The organism is Mesorhizobium calcicola, from assembly GCF_042682105.1.
Taxonomy (GTDB): Bacteria; Pseudomonadota; Alphaproteobacteria; order Rhizobiales; family Rhizobiaceae; genus Mesorhizobium; species Mesorhizobium calcicola.
On the sequence record NZ_JBHUGY010000042.1, the window covers coordinates 1 to 19,299 of the forward strand.

Below are 19,299 nucleotides of genomic sequence, written 5' to 3' on the forward strand. Positions count from 1 at the left end.
ACCTGTCATGGGCCGATCGTCGATGGGGCGCCTTGCGACGCGCCCCGTCGAAGCCCGGCCACAGGACTGGGGCGGACGTGATCGTGGCGCGCCGCGACATCCCGACCAGCTACAACCTCGCCGTCGTCATGGACGATGCGCTGCAAGGCGTCAGCCATGGTCGTGCGCGGCCAGGATCTGTTTTTCCGCCATCCGGCGTCCAGCGCCCTGCTCCAGGAACTCCTCGGGCTGCCGCGCCGACTATTTCCATCATCGCCTCATCCTCGGCCGGACGGACGAAAAGCTGTCCAAGAGCTCGGCGATACCGGCCTTGCCGCTTGCGCCATGCCGGCGCATCGCCGGACGACGTCAGGCGCATGGTCGGGCTCTGAGCCTGGCGAGGCCAGGGAAACCGCGTGGCGAATTCGCCGTCGGTGAATTCCAGTGATGCATGGATCAATCGTTTCGTTTTGCAGCGCCGGCTTGAACCGCATTAGAGCAGCGCCACGATCAACTCTCCTCGTGCGGCGGTCTCCCGAAATGCACAGCATCAAGCGGTTCATCCCGCCCACTTCGTTGTCCTGTGGGCAACCGGCTTCATCGGCGCGCGCTATGCCATGCCATGGGCCGAGCGTTCACCTTTCTTGCGCGCGTTTTGTGCTGGCCGCCATCCTGCTTGCCGTCCTGATGCTCGTGCTGGGTTCGAAAAGAGCCACCCGCCACCGAGGCGCTGCACAGCCACCGGCGCACGGCATCCTGATGCATGGCGTCTATCTCGGCGCCGTCTTCTGGGCCATTCATCGGGGCATGCCGGCCGGCTTTTCGGCCCTCATCGTCGGCCTGCAGCGCTGATCACGGCAGTGCTTGCCGGCAAGTTCTCGGCGAGGCGATCCTGCCGCGCACTGGGCCGGCCTTGGCATCGGCCTCGTCGGCATCGTCATCGTGCGGTGGCCGAAGCCTCGGCGCGCTCGGCGGCGGCGTGACGGCGGCGACGCTGACCGCCTCGCTGGTCTCGGTGCTCGGCATGAGCGCCGGCACCATCTGGCAGAAAGCGCTTCGCTTCGGCGGCGACCTCGTCGCCGCGACCAGTGTGGCAATATGTCGGCGGCGCCCTTTGATGATCCTCGCCTCGCTTGCCTTCGAGACGCGCACGTCGTCATCAACGGCGAATTGATTTTCGCCATGGCCTGGCTGGTGCTGGTGCTGTCGCTCGGCGCCATATTCCTGCTGATGGTGATGATCCGCGACGGCGAGATGTCGAAAGTGGCCTCGCTGTTCTATCTGGTGCCGGCGGTGACGGCCATCATCGCCTGGGCCCTGTTCGACGAGCAGCTCAATGCGCTGCAGATCGTCGGCATGGCGATCACGACATTCGGCGTCGGCCTTGCGACGGCTCGACAGACCAAGCCTCAGCCTGTCAATCAACCGACTCGGGCGCGCGCCTCCAGATAGCGGCTGATCGCGGCATTGAGCTCGCCGCCAAGGATGAATATCGCCGAGAGCATGTAGAGGAAGACCACCGCGATCATGATCGAGGCGAGGCCCGCATAGGTCGTCACATAAGACGAGAAATGATCGAGATAGGTGGCGAAGATGGTCGAACCGATAAGCCATGCCGCCAGCGTGAAGATGATGCCCGGTACGATCGAGACCAAGCGGCGCTTGCCCGCCGGCAGCCAGAAATGCACGGCAAACAATCCGCCGACAATGACCGCCGAGGCGATGACGTACCGCCACAGCGTGATCGTGCCCATATAGGGCTTGATCCCTTCGATATGGGCTTCGGCGAGCCGCGCCAGCAGCGGCGCGAACACCAGGAGCACGCTGATCGCCAGGAAACCGGCCGTCGCGATCAGCACGAAGATGATGCTCTGCACCCGGCGATAGATGATGCCGCGCGTTTCCGAGACGCGATAGGCGCGGTTGAGCGAAGTGCGCAGCGCCTCGATGCCGTTCGAGGCAAAGTAGGCGGCAAGCACCACGCCGTAGGTCAACAGGTCGGTGCGCCTGACGGTCAGCACATTGAGCACCTCGCGCGCGATGGGTTTGGCGATCTGTTCGGGCCAGGTGTCGAAGACCAGATGCACGGCCGTGTCGGAGAACGCCTGCGCGCCGAGGAAGCTCGCCAGCGTCGTGGCAAAGATCAGGAATGGAAACAGCGCCATCAGCGAAGTGATCGCCAGATGGCTGGCCATCGCCCAGCCGTCATCGGTGTTGAAATGGCCGAGCGCGTCGTAGAGCACGCGGCGCAGGGCGACAATATTCCGCAGCAAGAACCCGCGCTCCCTTCGATTGTCTCGACGCCGCGAATATGGGAAGGGATTGTGGCAAATGGCAACCCATGGCGAAACCACGAACAGTCAGGCGCAACAATTGCGCTCGATCATCGTCACCGGCGCCTCTTCGGGCATAGGCGCCCACTGCGCCCGCGCGTTGAAAGCCGAAGGCTGGCGGGTGTTCGCGACGGCGCGCAAGCCGGAGGACATCGCCGGGCTCGAGGCGGACGGCATCGAGGCTTTCTACCTCGACTATAGCGAACCGGACTCCATCGCCAGGCTGGTGACGGCCGTACTCGACCGCACGGGTGGCCGGCTCGATGCCCTGTTCAACAATGGCGCCTACGCGCAAGCCGGCGCCGTCGAAGACCTGCCGGTGGCGGCGCTCAAGCAGCAATTCGAAGCGAATTTCTTTGGCTGGCATGACCTGACCCGCCGTCTGGTGCCGGTGATGCGCCGCCAGGGCCATGGCCGCATCGTCCATTGCTCGTCGATCCTCGGTCTCGCGCCGGTGCGCTTTCGCGGCGCCTATTCGGCATCGAAACACGCGCTCGAAGGTCTGATGCTGTGCCTGCACCAGGAACTCAGGGGTAGCGGCATCCATGTCTCGCTGATCGAACCCGGTCCGGTAACGTCGAAGATCGCCAGCAATGCGCTGCCATGGTTCCTGGAGAACATCGACCACGAGAATTCGGTCCACCGCCTCGACTATCAGGCGCAACTGGCAAGGCTGCGGGCTGGCGGCAGCCAATCGCGGCTGAAACCAGGGCCGGAAGTGGTCCATACGGCGCTACGCCATGCACTTCTGTCGCGGCGCCCGCGCCCGCACTATGTGGTAACAGCGTCGGCCAAGATCGGTGCGATGCTCAAACGCATCCTGCCCGCATCGACGCTCTACCGCTTCCTTGCCAAACGCGCCTGAACCAACCGAACCGGGAATACACCATGGCAACCGTCTTCAACATCCTCGCCATTCTGGTCATGGTCGCCGTGGTGATCGTGCTCGTTCGCGGTCTCATCAACATGATGCGTGGCGGGTCCGGCGTCACCTCGAACAAGCTGATGCAGGCGCGTGTCTTGCTGCAGGCCGTGGCGCTGGCGCTGATCCTGCTGGCGGTGTATTTCACCCGCAAATGAGGATATCGGCAGCTGGGGAGGCGACGTGGTCAAGCTCAACAAGATCTACACCCGCACCGGCGATGATGGCACCACTGGTCTCGGCACCGGCGAACGGCGGCTGAAATCCGATCTGCGGGTGGACGCATATGGCACCGTCGACGAAGCCAATGCCTGCATCGGCATGGCCCGGGTCCACACGGCAGCCAGCCACCCGGCGATCGACGCCATGCTTTCGCGCATCCAGAACGATCTCTTCGACCTCGGCGCCGACCTCGCCGTGCCCGATGACGGCAAGCCGCTCGGCTATGAGCCGCTGCGCATCGTCGCCACGCAGACCGACCGGGTCGAAAAGGATATCGACCTGCTCAACAAGGACCTCCAGCCGCTCAAATCCTTCGTGCTGAACGGCGGCACGCCAGCGGCGGCCGCGCTGCATCTTGCCCGCACAGTGGCGCGGCGGGCCGAACGGCTGATGGTGGCCCTGGCCCAGGACCCGCGCGAGCACGTCAACAGCGACGGGCTGAAATACATCAATCGCGTTTCGGATTTCCTGTTTGTCGCCGCCCGGGCGGTCAATGACAACGGAAATGCCGACGTGCTATGGGTTCCCGGCAAGAACCGCTGAACTGTCCGAAAGCGCGAGGGGCCCAGAGACCGATGTTCATCCCGCTTTACGACACCAACAGGCTGCGGCACATCCGCCTGCAATATGTGACCATCGGGCTGATCGTGGTCAACGCCCTGGTCTACTGCGCCACCGCGCTCGGCGGCGAGAATTTTTCCAATGCCGCCGTGCTCGGCCTCGGCTTCATCCCGGCCGTCGTCCATGACACCGCCGAGCTCGACCCTCGCTTTATCGTCGTCCCCGAAAGCCTGAGCTACCTCACCTATTCCTTCCTGCATGCCGACATCTTCCATCTCGGCGGCAACATGCTGTTTTTGTGGGTGTTCGGGGACAATGTCGAGGACGCGCTCGGCCACATCCGCTACCTCATCTTCTATCTGTTGTGCGCCGTCGCCGGAGCCGCCTTCCAGGGCCTCGTCGCCTGGGATTCGCAGGTGCCGCTGATCGGCGCGTCCGGCGCCATCGCCGGCGTGGTCGTCGCCTATCTGATCCTTTACCCGCGCGTGAAGGTCTGGGTGCTGGCCTTTGCCCGTATCCCGCTGCGCATTCCGGCCTTCATCCCGCTCATCCTGTGGGTGCTGTTCCAGGTGGTGATGTTTGCCGCCGGCGGCGAGGACCAGATCTCCTGGGCCTGTCACATCGGCGGCATCATCGCCGGCGCCGTGCTGGTGCTTGTCTTGCGCAGCCGCGGCGTGCCGCTGTTCGCCGGCCCCGACGAGGATGCCGCAATTGCCGCTCCCGAACAGCCGCAGGTCGCCGCCGAACCGGTGACCCCCGATCCGCCGCCGCGCTGGGGGCGAGGAAACGCCTCCAGTTCGGACTGAACCGATTTGAGCGGCTTGCGGCATATTGACGTGCAAGGTCGTCGCAACTACGGAAACGTCTCCGTCGCGGCCCAAGACGGTCAAAGACCAGAATTTCCATCCGGAATGTCGGCTTTCGACAACTCAGAAAGGGTGCAGGCTGTTATAGCGCGCCCAACTATCTCAAGAGAGGTGACAGGCAAATGAAGATCCTTGTGCCCGTGAAGCGGGTTGTGGATGCGAACGTCAAGGTTCGCGTGAAGGCTGATGGTTCGGCGGTGGAACTCACCAACGTCAAGATGGCGATGAACCCGTTCGACGAGATCGCGGTTGAAGAGGCGATCCGTCTGAAGGAAGCCGGCAAGGCCGAAGAGATCATCGTCGTTTCGATCGGCCCGCAGCAGGCGCAGGAAACCCTGCGCACCGCGCTCGCCATGGGCGCCGACCGCGCCATCCTGGTCAAGACCGATGAGCAGACCGAGCCGCTCGGCGTCGCCAAGGTGCTGAAGGGCGTCGTCGACGCCGAACAGCCTGGCCTCGTCATCCTCGGCAAGCAGGCGATCGACGACGATTCCAACCAGACCGGCCAGATGCTGGCGGCGCTGCTTGGCTGGGCGCAGGGCACTTTCGCGTCCAAGGTCGTGCTCGAAGGCGACAAGGCCAAGGTGACGCGTGAAGTCGACGGCGGCCTGCAGACGGTGGAGCTGAAGATGCCGGCGATCGTGACCGCCGACCTGCGCCTCAACCAGCCGCGCTATGCCTCTTTGCCCAACATCATGAAGGCCAAGAAGAAGCCGCTCGACGAAAAGAGCCCGGCCGACTACGGCGCCGACGTCAAGCCGCGGCTGAAGGTCATCAAGACCGAGGAGCCGAGCGGCCGCAAGGCAGGCGTCAAGGTCAAGAGCGTCGCCGAACTGGTCGACAAGCTGAAGAACGAAGCCGGCGTTTTGTAAGGAAATCCGATGAGGCCGGCCTGCAAACGGCCGGTTTCTCCGCTTCCGGTGCTCACGTACAAAAGTACGCTCCGCTCCGGTTCTCGAAACCAACCGTTTTCGACTCGGCCTGACCGGATTTCAGGGAGCCTCGAAAACGAAAGTCAGGAATATCATCAATGGCTATTCTTCTGATTGCTGAACACGACAACGCCACCCTTTCCGACCAGACCGCCAAGGCGCTGTCGGCGGCCCTGCAGATCGGTTCGGACGTGCATGTGCTGGTTGCCGGCAACGGCGCCAAGGGTGCAGCCGATGCCGCCGCCAAGCTCAAGGGCGTGAGCAAGGTGCTGCTGGCCGAGGCCGACGAACTTGCCGAGCGCCTCGCCGAACCGACCGCGGCGCTCATTGTGTCGCTGGCGGGCGCCTACGACACCATCATCGCGCCGGCGACCTCGTCGGGCAAGAATGTCGCGCCACGCGTGGCGGCACTGCTGGATGTCGCTCAGGTGTCCGAGATCATCGAAGTCGTCTCGCCCGACACCTTCAAGCGGCCGATCTATGCCGGCAACGCCATCCAGACGGTGCAGTCGACCGACGCCAAGAAGGTGATCACCGTGCGCACCGCCTCCTTCCAGGCGGCACCCGAGGGCGGATCGGCCGCGGTCGAGACCGTCAAGGCGGCGACCAATCCCGGCCTGTCGACCTTCGTCGAGAACAAGCTCTCGGAGACCGATCGTCCGGAACTGACCTCTGCCAAGATCATCATCTCGGGTGGTCGCGCGCTGGGTTCGGCGGAAAAATTCCAGGAGGTCATCCTGCCCGTCGCAGACAAGCTCGGTGCCGCGGTCGGTGCTTCGCGCGCCGCCGTCGATGCCGGCTACGCGCCGAACGACTGGCAGGTCGGCCAGACCGGCAAGGTGGTGGCTCCAGATCTCTACATCGCGGTCGGCATCTCCGGCGCCATCCAGCACCTTGCCGGCATGAAGGATTCGAAGGTCATCGTCGCCATCAACAAGGACGAGGAGGCACCGATTTTCCAGGTCGCCGACTACGGCCTTGTCGGCGATCTCTTCGTCATTTTGCCGGAACTGCAGAAGGCGCTTTGACGCTTTCTGCCAAAGCGTATTAAATAGTGAGGGGCGGGGTAGACGAAGTCGCCCCGCCCTTTTAGTTTGCACCGCACAAAAAGCAGGCCGCAAAGGCCTTTTGACGGGATCGGTGTAATGAGCAAGATCGAAACGATCGGCATCATCGGCGCGGGCCAGATGGGCGGCGGCATAGCGCATGTCTCAGCGCTTTCGGGCTACAAGGTGCTGATCTACGATATATCGCCCGACCGCATCGAGAAGGGCATCGCCACCATCAGCGGCAACATGGCCCGTCAGGTGGGATCCGGCAAGCTCGACGAGAAGGTGCGCAACGAGGCGATGGCGCGCATCGCTTCCGCGCCGGCGATGGCCGATCTTGCCGGCGCCGATCTGGTGATCGAGGCAGCAACCGAGGACGAGACGGTCAAGCGCAAGATCTATGCCCAGCTCTGTCCGCAGCTCAATCCGGAAGCCATCCTGGCGACGAACACCTCATCGATCTCGATCACGCGGCTTGCCGCGCAGACCGACCGGCCCGAGCGCTTCATCGGCATCCATTTCATGAACCCGGTGCCGCTGATGAAGCTGGTCGAACTGGTGCGCGGCATCGCCACCGAGGACCAGACCTTCGAGGCGGCCAAAACCTATGTGAAGCAGCTCGACAAGACGATCACGGTTTCGGAGGATTTTCCGGCCTTCATCGTCAACCGCATCCTGCTGCCGATGATCAACGAGGCGATCTACACGCTTTATGAAGGTGTCGGCTCGGTCGACGCCATCGACACCGCCATGCGGCTCGGCGCCAACCATCCGATGGGGCCGCTGCAGCTGGCCGACTTCATCGGCCTCGACACCTGCCTGTCGATCATGCAGGTGCTGCATGAAGGCCTGTCGGATTCGAAATACCGCCCCTGCCCGCTGCTGGTCAAATATGTCGAGGCCGGCTGGCTCGGCCGCAAGACCGGGCGTGGTTTCTACGACTATCGCGGCGAGCATCCCGTCCCGACGCGCTGATCGGATTCGAGTCGGCGGAAACCGGGGCTTCCGGATCGGTGGTTGATCGGCCCTGATCAGGAAGCCGCGGCCAGCGGCTCGGGCGCGCCCATCATCCTGTCGTCCATGATCTCGCCGCCCGGCGCAACGCAAACGCAGCCCCGGCCGGCCGCCTTGGCCGCGTAGCAAGCGGCGTCGGCCCTGGCGATGATCTCGTCGACTTCGCCGCAATTGGCGCTGATCGCGGCCAGCCCGATGCTGGCGCCGATCACGTGAGGACGGCCATCCCAGGTGAAGTCCAGGCCGCCTATCGCATCGATGATGGATCGCGCCGCAATCTTGGCGCCGGCTGCCGAACCCGATTTCAGAATGACCGCGAATTCGTCGCCACCCAGACGCGCGACAATGTCTTCGGGACCAAGGACGCCGCGAACCGCGTCGGCAACCCGCTTGAGCAAGGCATCCCCCGCCGCGTGGCCGCCGGTGTCGTTGACCAGTTTGAAGTGGTCGAGGTCGATGAACATGAACTGATGTCCGCTGCCTTTGCCCGAGCTGCCGTCCTTGCGCGCCTGATCGACCAGTGCCTCCATGGCGCGGATGAAGCTCGAGCGATTGGCAAGGCCGGTCAGCGCGTCATGCGCGGCGGCATGGGCGAGCTGGCGCTGCAGCGCGCGCGCATCGGTGAAGTCCTGGAAAACGATCACCAGTCCGCAGAATTCGTTCCGCTCGTTGATGATCGGCGACACGACCTGACGGATGCTGCAGCGCGTATCGTCGCGCCGGATGAGGACGGCGCGGCTGTTCTGGTCGGTGGGTGCATGGCCGCCGATCGTCGGGCGGTTCATGCCGATCCTGTGCCCGGTCTCCTCGTCGACCGCCCAGTAGACATGGCCAAGCGTCTTGCCGAGGGCCTCGCCGCCGGCAATTCCGGTCAGCTTTTCGGCGACCGGGTTCATGAAGGTGACGCGGTTTGCGGCATCGGTGCAGATGACGGCATCGCCGATCGACTGCAGCGTCACCCTCAGCCGCTCCTTTTCATCGGCCAGCATTGCCGCTGATACGGTGAGCCGTGCTTCGGCCTCCTTGCGCAGGGTGATGTCGGTCAGGCTGCCGATGGCCCTGACCAGCCGCCCCTCCTCGTCACGCTCGATTGCCTTGCCGCGGTCGAGGATCCACATCCAGTGGCCATCCTTGTGGCGCATCCTGAATTCGGCTTCGAAGTAGGGCGTCTTGCCGTCGAGATGGGCGCGATCCGCCTCGGCGACGGTCTCGCGATGATCGGGATGTATCATTGTCAACCAGTGGTCGGGATCGCCGTCGAGCTCGCCATCTGAATAGCCCAGCATCTTGATCCAGGTTGAGGAATATGTCGTGCCGCCCTTGCGCATATCGAGGTCCCAGACGCCTTGTCCGGCGCCGGCAAGCGCGAAATTCCAGCGCGTTTCCGCTTCTGCGATGCGCTCCTCGGCCTGCTTGCGCGCGTCGATATCCTCGATCTGCGAGACGAGATAGAGCGGACGGCCGCTGCTTTCGTCGCGGATGACGGAGCCGGCAAGCTGCGCCCAGACGGGTGTGCCGTCCTTCCTGAGGTAGCGCTTCTCGAAGTGGAAGGAATTGACCGTGCCCGCTTTGAGACCCTCCATCGTTTCCCGGCCGATCTGCAGATCGTCGGGATGCGTGATCTGGAAGAAGGTCAGCGCCTCGATCTCCTCGCGGCTGTAACCAAGCATGGCGGCGAAGGCGGGATTGGTCTGAAGAATGCGCCCGTCGAGGCCGACGACGGCGATACCGATCGCCGAATCCTCCATGGCGCGGCGGAAGCGCTGTTCGCTCTCCGCGATCTGCCGGCGATCCTCGCTGATCCGACGGATGAACAGGGCGGCAAGGAAAAGCGCGCCCACCGCTACCGCCACCGAGATCTGCAGGCAGAATTTCAGTGCCTCGGTACCGAGATCCAGGCGCGACAGCACCATCGAAGCCGCCACGACGCTGAGGCCGGCCACGAGCAGCGCCAACCCTGCGTGCCCAAACGATCCTCGGCCGGTTATTCCTCGCCACATCACGATACGTGCCACCCCCGTGCGCAAACGCATGTTCTCGCGGCAATCGTGACGGATCGATTTTAAGGAAAGGTTGCGCCCGGCATGCCGGCGCCATCGCTAACCGACAAACAATTGCCGGCATGATTAAGGATCGGTGTGCACGGCGGGGTCGTGATTGCGGCGTGGCGCTACCAGCGCACGAAAAACCGCCCGCCAAGCGCGCCAAGCAGCGCGAGGATCGCGATCGCTATCGAGTACCAGGTGGCGACGAAAAGCGGCGAATCGTCAAAGCAGTGCGCGGCATAGAAGGTCGCCGCCAACCCGCCGGCGAGCAGACCCGCGACCGCCCCGGCTAGCACCGGCCGTGTCGGTGCGCCGTAGCGCAGCATCCACAGGAAAATGGCAAGCGGGCCAATGCCGATCAGCGGAATGACCCCCATGCAGATCATCATGTTGGAGCCGACCATCCTTGTACCCCAGTCGGCCTCGGGCACGGCGAACAGTTCCAGAACCACCGCCACAGCGACCAGCAATGGAGCGACAATCATTCCCGCCATCGCCCCGCCTGTCGGGGCACCGGGTGTCGACAGGGCGCGGATCAGGGCAAAGGCACTGACGGCAAGCGCGATGGTGAAGACGAATTTGGAGACAAAGCGCATCGTGTGCGCGGCGGCCATGAAGTCGGGGCGCGGACCGATCGTCAGCAGGAAAACGATGGCCGCGATGACCGCCGCCGCGCCGGCGGCCATCCACCAGGCCGATTGCAGCGGCATTGCCTTGCTGTGGGCATCGGCGTCCAGCGCCTTGATGAGATCGTCCGTCCTCATGTCATTCCCGCCCGAAGCGCCCCTGCCCGAATCGCTTGGCTATCGCGGCAAGCCCCCGATGCAGCGACACACGCACCGCCGTCTCGCTGATGCCGAACTTGGCCGCCGTTTCGCCGATGGACCGCCCCTCCACCGACACGGCCGAGACCACGGAACGCTGTGCCGGCGACAGGCCGTCCAATGCCCTGTTGATATCGCGCTCGCTAATGGTCTCCGTTTCCGGCTCGGCGAAAGTCTCGGCGATATCGTCGACATCGATCTCGATGCGCCGTCCGCGCCGCCGGAACGCATCGATCAGCTTGAAGCGGGCGATCGCATAGACCCACGGCAATACCGGCGCATCCTGGCGCCAGGTATGTCGTTTCACATGAATGGCCAGCAAGGTTTCCTGCACGACATCCTCGGGATCGACCCCGCCCTGCACGATCTTGCGCCTGACAAAACCGCGAACCAAAGCGGCAATCCGATGCAGAAAGTCGGCGTAGGCCTTTTCGTCTCCCGCGATCGCGGCTCGCATCAGCCGGGAAAGCTCGGCCTCATCCTTGCCGGTCACAAGAGTTCACTCCCCGATTTTCGCGTCTCGGCGCTGATTTGTTACGTGGCCGGCGAAATAATGTCCAAGCCAAATTACCGGCAAATCACGAAAGTTTGCGGCTCGGCGCTTGATCAAAATCCGCAAGACAATGTTGACTATCCCTGTCAGGTATCGATAGGTGCAGCCGTGACGAACGCAAGCCCCCCGAGACCGAGGACAATGCCATGAAATATGCTCTTTCCACCCTCGCCGGCGCCACCGCGCTGGCACTCAGCCTGATCGCCGGCCCGGCAATGGCGGAAGATGATGGCATCATTGTCTACAACGCCCAGCACGAAAACCTGACCAAGGCTTGGGCCGAAGGCTTCACCAAGGAAACCGGCATCAAGGTCACCGTGCGCAATGGCGGCGACAGCGACTTTTCCAACCAGATCGTCGCCGAAGGGGCCGCCTCGCCGGCCGACGTGTTCCTGACCGAAAACTCGCCGGCCATGGTGCTGGTCGAAAGTGCCGGCCTGTTCGCTCCGGTCGACGCCGACACGCTGGCGCAGGTCCCGCAGGACTTCCAGCCGGCCAGCGGCAAATGGGTCGGCATCGCCGCGCGCAGCACCGTCTTTGCCTACAACAAGACCAAGCTCAATGCCGACCAGCTGCCGAAGTCGATGCTCGATCTCGCCGATCCCAGCTGGAAAGGCCGCTGGGCCGCCTCGCCGTCTGGCGCCGATTTCCAGGCCATCGTCAGCGCGCTGCTGCAGCTCAAGGGCGAGGCCGCCACGGCGGACTGGCTGAAGGCGATGAAGACCAATTTCACCGCCTACAAGGGCAACAGCACGGTGATGAAGGCGGTCAACGCCGGCGAGATCGATGGTGGCGTGATCTACCACTATTACTATTTCGGCGATCAGGCCAAGACCGGCGAAAACAGCAAGAATGTCGAATTGCACTACTTCAGGAACCAGGATCCGGGCGCCTTCGTCTCGATCTCCGGCGGCGGCGTGCTGGCCTCGAGCAAGCATCCGAAGGAAGCCCAGGCTTTCCTGAAATGGGTCACCGGCAATGGCGGCCAGGAGATCTTGAAGACCGGCGATTCTTTCGAATACGCGGTCGGCAAGGGTGCGGAGTCCAATCCGAAGCTGGTGCCGCTGGCCGATCTGCAGGCACCCAAGGTCGATGCCACGACGCTGAACTCCAAGAAGGTCACCGACCTGATGACGGCAGCCGGCTTGCTTTAGTTGCCATTCCTCCTAAAAGGACAACCAACCACGCTCCCGCGGGAATTGGCCTTCCGCGGGAGTGATTTTGTTTTTTCGAGATGGCATTCGTCGATGACGACACGCTGCGTTCCCGACCGCAATCGCGGTCCTTCAATCGCTGCCGCTGAACGGCAACGGCACGGCGTCTGACCTGATGCAGTCTGCGGTCGATCTCGCGCGCTCGGGCCTGCCTGCGGGCACAGGCCGAAGGGTTCGGCGCCGCGCTGCACCGTGGCTGGTCATCGCCGCCATCTTCGTTTCGCTGCTGGCGCTGCTGCCGCTTGCCTTCATCATCTGGATCGCGGTGCAGACCGGCTGGGAAACCGTCTCGGCGCTGGTCTTCCGGCCGCGTGTCGGCGAGCTTCTGGTCAACACTGCCCTGCTGGTGCTGCTGACCGTGCCGATCGCCATCGTATTGTCGGTGACGCTGGCCTGGCTGACCGAGCGCAGCGACCTGCCTGGTGCCCGGCTCTGGGCCTGGCTGTGCGTGGCGCCGCTCGCCATCCCGGCTTTCGTGCATAGCTATGCCTGGATCACCATGGTGCCCAGATTGCACGGCCTGTGGGCCGGCGTGCTGGTTTCCGTCATCGCCTATTTTCCGTTCCTCTATTTGCCGGTGTCGGCGGCATTGCGCCGTCTCGATCCTGCCCTTGAGGACGCCGCCGCAGCACTCGGCCTTGGACCGTGGCGCGTATTCTGGCGCGTCGTGCTGCCGCAACTCAGGCTCGCCATCTGCGGCGGCTCGCTGCTGGTCGGGCTGCATCTGCTGGCCGAGTACGGCCTCTATGTCTTCATCCGCTTCGACACCTTCACCACGGCGATCGTCGACCAGTTCCAGTCGACCTTCAACGGACCGGCCGCCAACATGCTGGCCGGCGTGCTGGTGAGCTGCTGCTTCGTGCTTCTGGGCCTCGAAGTGCTGGTGCGCGGCGAGGAGCGCTATGCCCGCGTCGGCTCCGGCGCGGCACGCTATCAGCAGCGTGCGAGCCTCGGCCGCACCACCATTCCGAGCCTGCTCCTGCTGGTCGCCACCACGCTAATGGCGCTTGGCGTGCCTTTCGTCACCATCGGCGGCTGGCTTGCCGCCGGCGGCGCCGATGTCTGGCGGTTCGACGAGATCGGCCTGGCGCTCGGCCAAACGCTGTTCCTGGCGCTCGCCGGCGCATTGCTCGCCACCGTTGCCGCCATGCCGATGGCCTGGATCTCGATCCGCGCGCCCGGGCCATTGCAGCGCCTGCTGGAGGGCTGCAACTACATCGTCGGCTCGCTGCCCGGGGTCGTCATAGCGTTGGCGCTGGTCACCATCACCGTGCGCGTCGCCCTGCCGCTCTACCAGACCCTGTTCACCATCCTGGTGGCCTATGCGCTGATGTTCCTGCCGCGCGCGCTGGTCAGCCTGCGCGCATCGATCGCGCAGGCACCGGTCGAGCTCGAACGCGCTGCCTCCAGCCTCGGCCGGCCGCCGCTGCAGGCGCTGTGGTCGACGACGATCCGACTGTCGGCGCCAGGTGCCGCGGCCGGCATGGCGCTGGTGGCGCTCGGCATCATGAACGAACTGACCGCCACCCAGATGCTGGCGCCGAACGGCACCCGCACGCTGGCGATGGCGTTCTGGTCGTACAGCGGCGAGATTGATTATGCCTCGGCGGCACCTTACGCCTTCATCATGGTGGCGATGTCATTGCCCTTGACCTGGCTGCTCTATGTCCAGTCGAAACGGATGGCCGGACGATGAGCTTTCTCGAAATCAGCGGCCTGTACAAGCATTACGGCCCGGTTGCAGCCCTTGCCGGCGTCGATCTGAGCGTCGCCAGCGGCAGCCGCACGGCGATCGTCGGCCCGTCCGGCTGCGGCAAGACGACCTTGCTGCGGCTGATCGCCGGCTTCGAGACGCCGGACCAGGGCAGCATCACGCTCGACGGCAAGCTGCTGGCCAAGGACGGCAGTGCGGTGCCGGCACATCGTCGCGGCATCGGCGTGGTGGCGCAGGACGGCGCGCTGTTCCCGCATCTGACCATCGCCGACAATATCGGTTTCGGTATGAGTCGCGGCGAAGACAAGCGCTCCGAGCGCATCGTCGAACTCGCCTATATCGTCGGGCTCGACAAGGCGATCCTCAAACGCCGCCCGCACGAACTCTCCGGCGGCCAGCAGCAGCGCGTGGCGCTGGCCCGCGCCATGGCGATGAAGCCGCGGCTGATGCTTCTCGACGAGCCGTTCTCGGCCCTGGATACCGGCCTGCGCGCCTCGATGCGCAAAGCCGTGGCCGAGCTTCTGGAGGCGGCCGGCATCACCACCATCCTGGTAACGCACGACCAGGCCGAAGCGCTGTCCTTCGCCAGCCAGGTCGCGGTGATGCGCGACGGCAAGTTCTCGCAGGTCGGCACCCCGCGCGAGCTCTATCTCAAGCCCAAGGACAGGATGATCGCCGAGTTCCTCGGCGACGCCATCATCCTGCCGGCAAAGATATCGGATGGGTTCGCAATCTCGCCGCTTGGCCGCATCGCCGTCGACACAAACGAGCGGCGCGATGTCGTCCGCATCATGCTGCGGCCGGAGCAGATTGCCTTGAAGAGAACCTCGCGCGAAGGCATGTCGGGCACACCGGACATGCTATTCGGCGAGGTGACGGAGTCCGAGTTCGCCGGCTCGATGTGCACGATCGCGGTGCGGCTTCTGAACAGCGCCGATCCGCCAGACGCCGCCGCGATCGGCAACACGCCATTGGTCCTGCGCAAATCCGGCATGGACGCGCCGACGGTCGGCGAGATCGTCCGGCTGACCGTGTCGGGAAAGGCGCATGTGTTCGCCTGAACGGTCGAAGGCCCTGCAGCGCCGCGCCTCGAGGCGGCTTAGAGCAATTCCAGGAAATGTGTGAAACGGTTTTCCGTCCGGAATTGCGTCAAAACAAACAGATAGAGCGGTTCGGCGTTTCCGTGAAACGGTGGACCGCTCTAGCCGGCTCACGCAGTGATGCGTTCGCCGGTTTCACCGGAATAGATCGGCCATTGTTCGAGAAAATCGCAGCCATGCACGACCACCCGTCCGTTGGCGCTGTCGACGAGGATGACCGCGTAGGAGGGCGGCGCCTGCTCGACGATCTGGCTCGATCTGTCGAGGGCAAGCTCGAACCTTGCATGCAGGCCGCGCTGCGCCGAGAACGGAATGCCGGCGACCGTGCCGGCGATGTCGCGATGGACGTGGCCGAAGAAGATGTGGCGGACGTTGCCATGGCGCCGCAGCAGGCCGAGGAACCGTTCGGGCTGCTCAAGCGCCAGCGGATCGAGCTGCGGCAGGCCGAGCGCCACCGGCGGATGGTGCAGGAAGACATAGGCAGCCCGGCCGGCTGTCTCTTCGAGCCGGGCGTCGAGCCAGGCAAGCCGCCTTTCGCACAATTCGCCTTCGACGCGCCCTTCCGCCAGGCTGTCGAGGAACAGCAGCACCTCGTCCGCCGTCTGATAGCTGGACTGCACGAAGCCGTTCTCATCAACCGGAATTTCGGGAAACGCCGCGGCAAGATTGGCTCGCCGGTCGTGATTCCCCGGCAGCAGCCGCCAGGGCACCGACAGCGCGTTCAGGGCTGTCCTGAGATCGGCATAGCTCTCGGGCGCTCCGGTGTCGGTCAGGTCGCCGGTGAAGACGCAAAGTGCGGCATCGGCGTGATGCGCATTGATATGCGCGACGCATGAAGCCAAGCGCTGATGCAGGTCGACGCCATAGCGGCGCTCGCCTTGCTGGCCAAGATGGACGTCGGTGACCTGGACAATTTTCATCGCACGACCGTTCCTTCGGGTTGCCGGTGGCGCCTGCCCTGTCATCGGCGATAGGGACTGCCTTCAGAAATCAGAGTGCCGGCTCCGGCACGGAAGTCTTGAAGACCTCGATACGGGTTCCCGTCTGCGACGAGAAGAAGTGCATGTCATCGGGCGAAAACCGCAGGCCGACGGTGCTGCCCGGTTCGGGGTGGACGGCCTCCGAGGTCATGACGGAGAACGACGCGCCGTCGAGATCGACATAGATGACCCGTCCAGCGCCCAGTTCCTCGACGAGGTCGACGGTCGCATCGAGCGCACCCGCCGTGCCGGGCGCCACCAGGCGGACGGCTTCCGGCCGGATGCCGACAGCCACTTGCGTGCCGACCGCCAGACCGGCACGTTGAACGGCAAGGCGCCGGCTGCCGCCCAGCAACGAAACCCCGTCGAGTTCGACTGTTCCTTCGAGGATGTTCATTGCCGGCGCGCCGACGAAAGTGGCGACGAAGCGACTGGCCGGACGGTTGTAGATTTCACCAGGCGTACCGACCTGTTCGACACGTCCGCCATTCATCACCACCAGCCGGTCGGCCAGCGTCATCGCCTCGACCTGGTCATGCGTGACGAACACCGAGGTCGCGTTCAAGCGGCGATGCAGCTTGCGTATCTCCGAGCGCATCTGGACACGCAGCTTGGCGTCGAGGTTGGACAGTGGTTCGTCGAACAGGAACACCTTGGGCTCGCGGATCATCGCGCGGCCCATGGCGACACGCTGCCTCTGGCCGCCGGAGAGCGCCATAGGCTTGCGGTCGAGCAGATGTTCGAGCTCCAGCGTGCGGGCGACCGCCTGGATGCGCTGCGTGCGCTCGGCGGCGGCAACACCCGCCACCTTGAGCGAATAGCCGATGTTCTGCGCCACGCTCATATGCGGATAGAGTGCGTAGTTCTGGAACACCATGGCGCAGCCGCGCTCGCGTGGCTCCAGCTTGTTGACGACGGTACCATCGATCGCGATCTCGCCACCGGAGATGTCCTCAAGTCCGGCGATCATCCGAAGCAGCGTGGACTTGCCGCAGCCGGACGGCCCGAGGATGACGACGAATTCGCCTGACGCGATGTCGAGGTCGACGCCGTGCACGACCTGGGACTTGGCATAGCTCTTCTTGACGTCGCGAATGGTGATGGAGGCCATCGGCCGTCTCCTTGTTATTTTTCGGTGGCGATCAGGCCGCGCACGAACCAGCGCTGCATGGCGACCACGACAATCAGCGGCGGCAGCATGACGATAAGCGTGCCGGCCATGGCGATGTTCCACTCGGGAATACCGCCGACATTGGGGATGAGCTGCTTGAGTTCGGTGACCGCTGTCGCATGCGACTGGTCGGTGGTGATGAGCAGCGGCCACAGATACTGGTTCCATGCCCACAGGAACATGATGGTTCCAAGCGCCGCCATGTTGTTGCGCGACAGCGGCAGCAGGATGTCGATGAAAAAGCGCAGGGCGCCTGCACCGTCCATGCGCGCGGCCTCGGTCAGTTCATCCGGAACCGTCAGGAAGAACTGCCGGTAGAGGAAGGTGCCGGTTGCCGTCGCGATCAGCGGCAGGATAAGTCCGGAATAGGAGTTGAGCAGCCCGAGGCTGAGCGAAACCTGCACGCCCGAGACCCTCTCGATCAGCCAGGTCAGGCCGGTCAGGTCGAGGATGGTCTGATAGGGTGACAGCACGTTGGCGACCACTGCATAGGTCGGCACGATGCGCACTTCCAGCGGCAGCATCAGCGTCACGAAGATCAGCCAGAAGATGAAGGTGCGGCCGGGGTAGCGGAAATAGACGATCGAGAAGGCGGTGAGCGCCGAGATCATCACTTTGCCCGCCGCGACGCCGGCGGCCATGATGAAACTGTTCAGAAGCTTGGGGCCGAGGTCGGCGGTCGTCCACGCCGTCTTGATGTTGAGCCAGAAGTCGCTGCCCGGCAGCAGCGACATCGGCACATCGTTGACATCCTTGAGATTGTGCGACGCGGCGATGGTGACAACCACGAACGGCGCGATGCAAAGCACGAAGCCGACGAATAGGATCACATGCGTGAAGAAATTGAGGAAAGGCGTGCGCTCTACCATGTCGGCCTCACCTGTAGTGCACGCGTCGCTCGATGAAGCGGAACTGGAAAATGGTCAGCACGACGATGAGCAGCATCAGGATGATGCTCTGCGCGGCGGCGCCCGAGTAGTCGAGCCCTTTGAAGCCGTCGGAATAGATCTTGTAGACCATCAGGTTGGTGGCGTTGGCCGGGCCGCCCGACGTCATGATGTCGACGATGCCGAAGGAATCCTGGAAGCTTTCGGTGATGTTGATGACCAGCAGGAAGAAGATCGTCGGCGTGATCAGCGGGAACTGGATGTCCCAGAAACGCCTGACGACGCCGGAGCCGTCCATCGCCGCCGCCTCGATCAGCGAACGCGGGATGGCCTGGAACGCCGCGAGGAAGAAGATGAAGTTATAGCCGACATATTTCCATGAGAAGGCGATGATGATCGAGGCCATGGCATCGGCGCCATCAAGGCCAGGGTCCCAGAAGCCGGGCCAGACCTGGTTGACGACGGCCATGAAGCCGGCTTCCGGCGCTAGGATGAAGCGGAACGCCATTGCCAGCGCCGGAGCGGCGATGCCGTAAGGCCAGATCAGCACCACGCGATAGAAGCGCGAACCGGCAAGCTGGCGGTCGGTCAAGGCAGCGAGCACGAGGGCGATGAACATTGCAAGCCCGGTGCTGATCCCGGCAAAAACAAGACTGGCGGAGATCGAATTCCAATAATCGGCGTTGGACAGGATCGAGCGGAAATTGTCGAGCCCGACCCAGATGTTGCCGCCGCCCCAGGGCTGCTGCAGCGTCAACGACCAGTACACGGCCTGGCCGGCCGGCCAGTAGAAGAACGTGAAGATCAGGAGGAGCTGCGGCACCGCGAAAAGGATGCCGATCGTCCACTTGCTGAAGGTAACGCGTTTTTCCATCGGTCCGCCGACGCCGCTCAGCGGCCTCTTAGAGCAAAGGTGAGACTAGTAACGAAATG

At 63.9% G+C, this 19,299-nt stretch carries 18 protein-coding genes and 2 pseudogenes; 12 read left to right on the forward strand and 8 right to left on the reverse strand.

The genetic code is table 11. The features are described from left to right. Positions 1-371 (forward strand): annotated as a pseudogene (locus ACFSQT_RS26815) (tRNA glutamyl-Q(34) synthetase GluQRS); the annotation flags it as partial. Between the two features lie 148 nt (positions 372-519). After that, a pseudogene (locus tag ACFSQT_RS26820) lies at positions 520-1,431 on the forward strand (DMT family transporter). On the opposite strand, the gene ACFSQT_RS26825 reads toward ACFSQT_RS26820, so the two are convergent. Further along, positions 1,401-2,252, reverse strand: coding sequence for a YihY/virulence factor BrkB family protein (locus tag ACFSQT_RS26825; RefSeq protein WP_379023822.1), 852 nt, complete (start codon positions 2,250-2,252; stop codon positions 1,401-1,403). The pseudogene ACFSQT_RS26820 and the gene ACFSQT_RS26825 overlap by 31 nt on opposite strands. 58 nt (positions 2,253-2,310) lie before the next feature. On the opposite strand from ACFSQT_RS26825, the gene ACFSQT_RS26830 reads away from it, so the two are divergent. The 7 genes from ACFSQT_RS26830 to ACFSQT_RS26860 all read left to right on the forward strand — a co-directional run bounded on the left by ACFSQT_RS26830 (position 2,311) and on the right by ACFSQT_RS26860 (position 7,839). Then, the gene (locus ACFSQT_RS26830) at positions 2,311-3,177 is read left to right on the forward strand and encodes an SDR family oxidoreductase (protein ID WP_379023824.1); all 867 of its coding nucleotides are present in this window, start codon (positions 2,311-2,313) and stop codon (positions 3,175-3,177) included. A 23-nt stretch (positions 3,178-3,200) separates the two neighbouring features. After that, on the forward strand, positions 3,201-3,392 hold the full coding sequence (locus tag ACFSQT_RS26835) for a twin transmembrane helix small protein (protein ID WP_095084854.1): 192 nt from the start codon (positions 3,201-3,203) through the stop codon (positions 3,390-3,392). A 25-nt stretch (positions 3,393-3,417) separates the two neighbouring features. Next, positions 3,418-3,999 carry a cob(I)yrinic acid a,c-diamide adenosyltransferase gene (locus tag ACFSQT_RS26840; RefSeq protein ID WP_379023826.1) on the forward strand — a complete coding sequence of 194 codons (582 nt, stop codon included), beginning with the start codon at positions 3,418-3,420 and terminating at the stop codon, positions 3,997-3,999. 32 nt (positions 4,000-4,031) lie between these two features. Further along, positions 4,032-4,823, forward strand: a complete 792-nt coding sequence (locus ACFSQT_RS26845) for a rhomboid family intramembrane serine protease (RefSeq protein WP_379023828.1) — start codon at positions 4,032-4,034, stop codon at positions 4,821-4,823. A gap of 182 nt (positions 4,824-5,005) precedes the next feature. Beyond that, positions 5,006-5,755 (forward strand): electron transfer flavoprotein subunit beta/FixA family protein, encoded by a 750-nt coding sequence (locus ACFSQT_RS26850; protein ID WP_379023830.1) that lies wholly within the window; start codon positions 5,006-5,008, stop codon positions 5,753-5,755. Between the two features lie 158 nt (positions 5,756-5,913). Beyond that, positions 5,914-6,843, forward strand: a complete 930-nt coding sequence (locus ACFSQT_RS26855; RefSeq protein WP_379023832.1) for an electron transfer flavoprotein subunit alpha/FixB family protein — start codon at positions 5,914-5,916, stop codon at positions 6,841-6,843. A gap of 117 nt (positions 6,844-6,960) precedes the next feature. Further along, positions 6,961-7,839 (forward strand): 3-hydroxybutyryl-CoA dehydrogenase, encoded by an 879-nt coding sequence (locus tag ACFSQT_RS26860; RefSeq protein ID WP_379023834.1) that lies wholly within the window; start codon positions 6,961-6,963, stop codon positions 7,837-7,839. A 56-nt stretch (positions 7,840-7,895) separates the two neighbouring features. Here ACFSQT_RS26860 and ACFSQT_RS26865 read toward each other — a convergent pair whose 3' ends face one another. The 3 genes from ACFSQT_RS26865 to ACFSQT_RS26875 form a co-directional block, all read right to left on the reverse strand. Next, positions 7,896-9,833 (reverse strand): PAS domain S-box protein, encoded by a 1,938-nt coding sequence (locus tag ACFSQT_RS26865; protein WP_379023836.1) that lies wholly within the window; start codon positions 9,831-9,833, stop codon positions 7,896-7,898. Between the two features lie 215 nt (positions 9,834-10,048). After that, positions 10,049-10,687: an NrsF family protein gene (locus tag ACFSQT_RS26870; protein WP_379023838.1), complete on the reverse strand. Its 639-nt coding sequence runs from the start codon at positions 10,685-10,687 to the stop codon at positions 10,049-10,051. Between the two features lies 1 nt (position 10,688). Then, positions 10,689-11,240 carry a sigma-70 family RNA polymerase sigma factor gene (locus tag ACFSQT_RS26875; RefSeq protein ID WP_379023840.1) on the reverse strand — a complete coding sequence of 184 codons (552 nt, stop codon included), beginning with the start codon at positions 11,238-11,240 and terminating at the stop codon, positions 10,689-10,691. A 206-nt stretch (positions 11,241-11,446) separates the two neighbouring features. Here ACFSQT_RS26875 and ACFSQT_RS26880 point away from each other — a divergent pair, with 206 nt between their 5' ends. From ACFSQT_RS26880 to ACFSQT_RS26890, 3 genes are all read left to right on the forward strand, one after another. Further along, positions 11,447-12,454: an iron ABC transporter substrate-binding protein gene (locus ACFSQT_RS26880; RefSeq protein WP_379023842.1), complete on the forward strand. Its 1,008-nt coding sequence runs from the start codon at positions 11,447-11,449 to the stop codon at positions 12,452-12,454. Positions 12,455-12,629: 175 nt separating this feature from the next. After that, a complete protein-coding gene (locus ACFSQT_RS26885; RefSeq protein WP_379023844.1) occupies positions 12,630-14,210 on the forward strand; it encodes an ABC transporter permease in 1,581 nt (526 codons plus the stop codon). After that, positions 14,207-15,289, forward strand: coding sequence for an ABC transporter ATP-binding protein (locus ACFSQT_RS26890; RefSeq protein WP_379023846.1), 1,083 nt, complete (start codon positions 14,207-14,209; stop codon positions 15,287-15,289). The genes ACFSQT_RS26885 and ACFSQT_RS26890 overlap by 4 nt, the downstream gene beginning before the upstream one ends. Positions 15,290-15,438: 149 nt before the next feature. Here the strand turns inward: ACFSQT_RS26890 and ACFSQT_RS26895 are convergent, their stop codons facing one another. From ACFSQT_RS26895 to ACFSQT_RS26910, 4 genes are all read right to left on the reverse strand, one after another. Further along, positions 15,439-16,248, reverse strand: a complete 810-nt coding sequence (locus ACFSQT_RS26895) for a phosphodiesterase (RefSeq protein ID WP_379023848.1) — start codon at positions 16,246-16,248, stop codon at positions 15,439-15,441. Positions 16,249-16,318: 70 nt separating this feature from the next. Beyond that, on the reverse strand, positions 16,319-17,419 hold the full coding sequence (locus ACFSQT_RS26900; RefSeq protein ID WP_379023850.1) for a sn-glycerol-3-phosphate import ATP-binding protein UgpC: 1,101 nt from the start codon (positions 17,417-17,419) through the stop codon (positions 16,319-16,321). Between the two features lie 14 nt (positions 17,420-17,433). Further along, entirely contained in the window at positions 17,434-18,348 is a 915-nt protein-coding gene (locus ACFSQT_RS26905) for an ABC transporter permease subunit (protein WP_379023852.1), read from the reverse strand. A 7-nt stretch (positions 18,349-18,355) separates the two neighbouring features. Then, positions 18,356-19,240: a carbohydrate ABC transporter permease gene (locus ACFSQT_RS26910; protein ID WP_379023854.1), complete on the reverse strand. Its 885-nt coding sequence runs from the start codon at positions 19,238-19,240 to the stop codon at positions 18,356-18,358. Between the last annotated feature and the right edge of the window lie 59 nt (positions 19,241-19,299).

Excerpts from the sequence above, each read along its gene's own strand:
- ACFSQT_RS26880 (WP_379023842.1), top strand. The coding sequence starts at position 11,447 with ATGAAATATGCTCTTTCCACCCTCGCCGGCGCCACCGCGCTGGCACTC.
- ACFSQT_RS26895 (WP_379023848.1), bottom strand. The coding sequence starts at position 16,248 with ATGAAAATTGTCCAGGTCACCGACGTCCATCTTGGCCAGCAAGGCGAG.
- ACFSQT_RS26860 (WP_379023834.1), top strand. The coding sequence starts at position 6,961 with ATGAGCAAGATCGAAACGATCGGCATCATCGGCGCGGGCCAGATGGGC.
- ACFSQT_RS26885 (WP_379023844.1), top strand. The coding sequence starts at position 12,630 with ATGCAGTCTGCGGTCGATCTCGCGCGCTCGGGCCTGCCTGCGGGCACA.
- ACFSQT_RS26830 (WP_379023824.1), top strand. The coding sequence starts at position 2,311 with ATGGCAACCCATGGCGAAACCACGAACAGTCAGGCGCAACAATTGCGC.
- ACFSQT_RS26855 (WP_379023832.1), top strand. The coding sequence starts at position 5,914 with ATGGCTATTCTTCTGATTGCTGAACACGACAACGCCACCCTTTCCGAC.
- ACFSQT_RS26870 (WP_379023838.1), bottom strand. The coding sequence starts at position 10,687 with ATGAGGACGGACGATCTCATCAAGGCGCTGGACGCCGATGCCCACAGC.
- ACFSQT_RS26850 (WP_379023830.1), top strand. The coding sequence starts at position 5,006 with ATGAAGATCCTTGTGCCCGTGAAGCGGGTTGTGGATGCGAACGTCAAG.
- ACFSQT_RS26910 (WP_379023854.1), bottom strand. The coding sequence starts at position 19,240 with ATGGAAAAACGCGTTACCTTCAGCAAGTGGACGATCGGCATCCTTTTC.
- ACFSQT_RS26900 (WP_379023850.1), bottom strand. The coding sequence starts at position 17,419 with ATGGCCTCCATCACCATTCGCGACGTCAAGAAGAGCTATGCCAAGTCC.
- ACFSQT_RS26835 (WP_095084854.1), top strand. The coding sequence starts at position 3,201 with ATGGCAACCGTCTTCAACATCCTCGCCATTCTGGTCATGGTCGCCGTG.
- ACFSQT_RS26905 (WP_379023852.1), bottom strand. The coding sequence starts at position 18,348 with ATGGTAGAGCGCACGCCTTTCCTCAATTTCTTCACGCATGTGATCCTA.
- ACFSQT_RS26890 (WP_379023846.1), top strand. The coding sequence starts at position 14,207 with ATGAGCTTTCTCGAAATCAGCGGCCTGTACAAGCATTACGGCCCGGTT.
- ACFSQT_RS26845 (WP_379023828.1), top strand. The coding sequence starts at position 4,032 with ATGTTCATCCCGCTTTACGACACCAACAGGCTGCGGCACATCCGCCTG.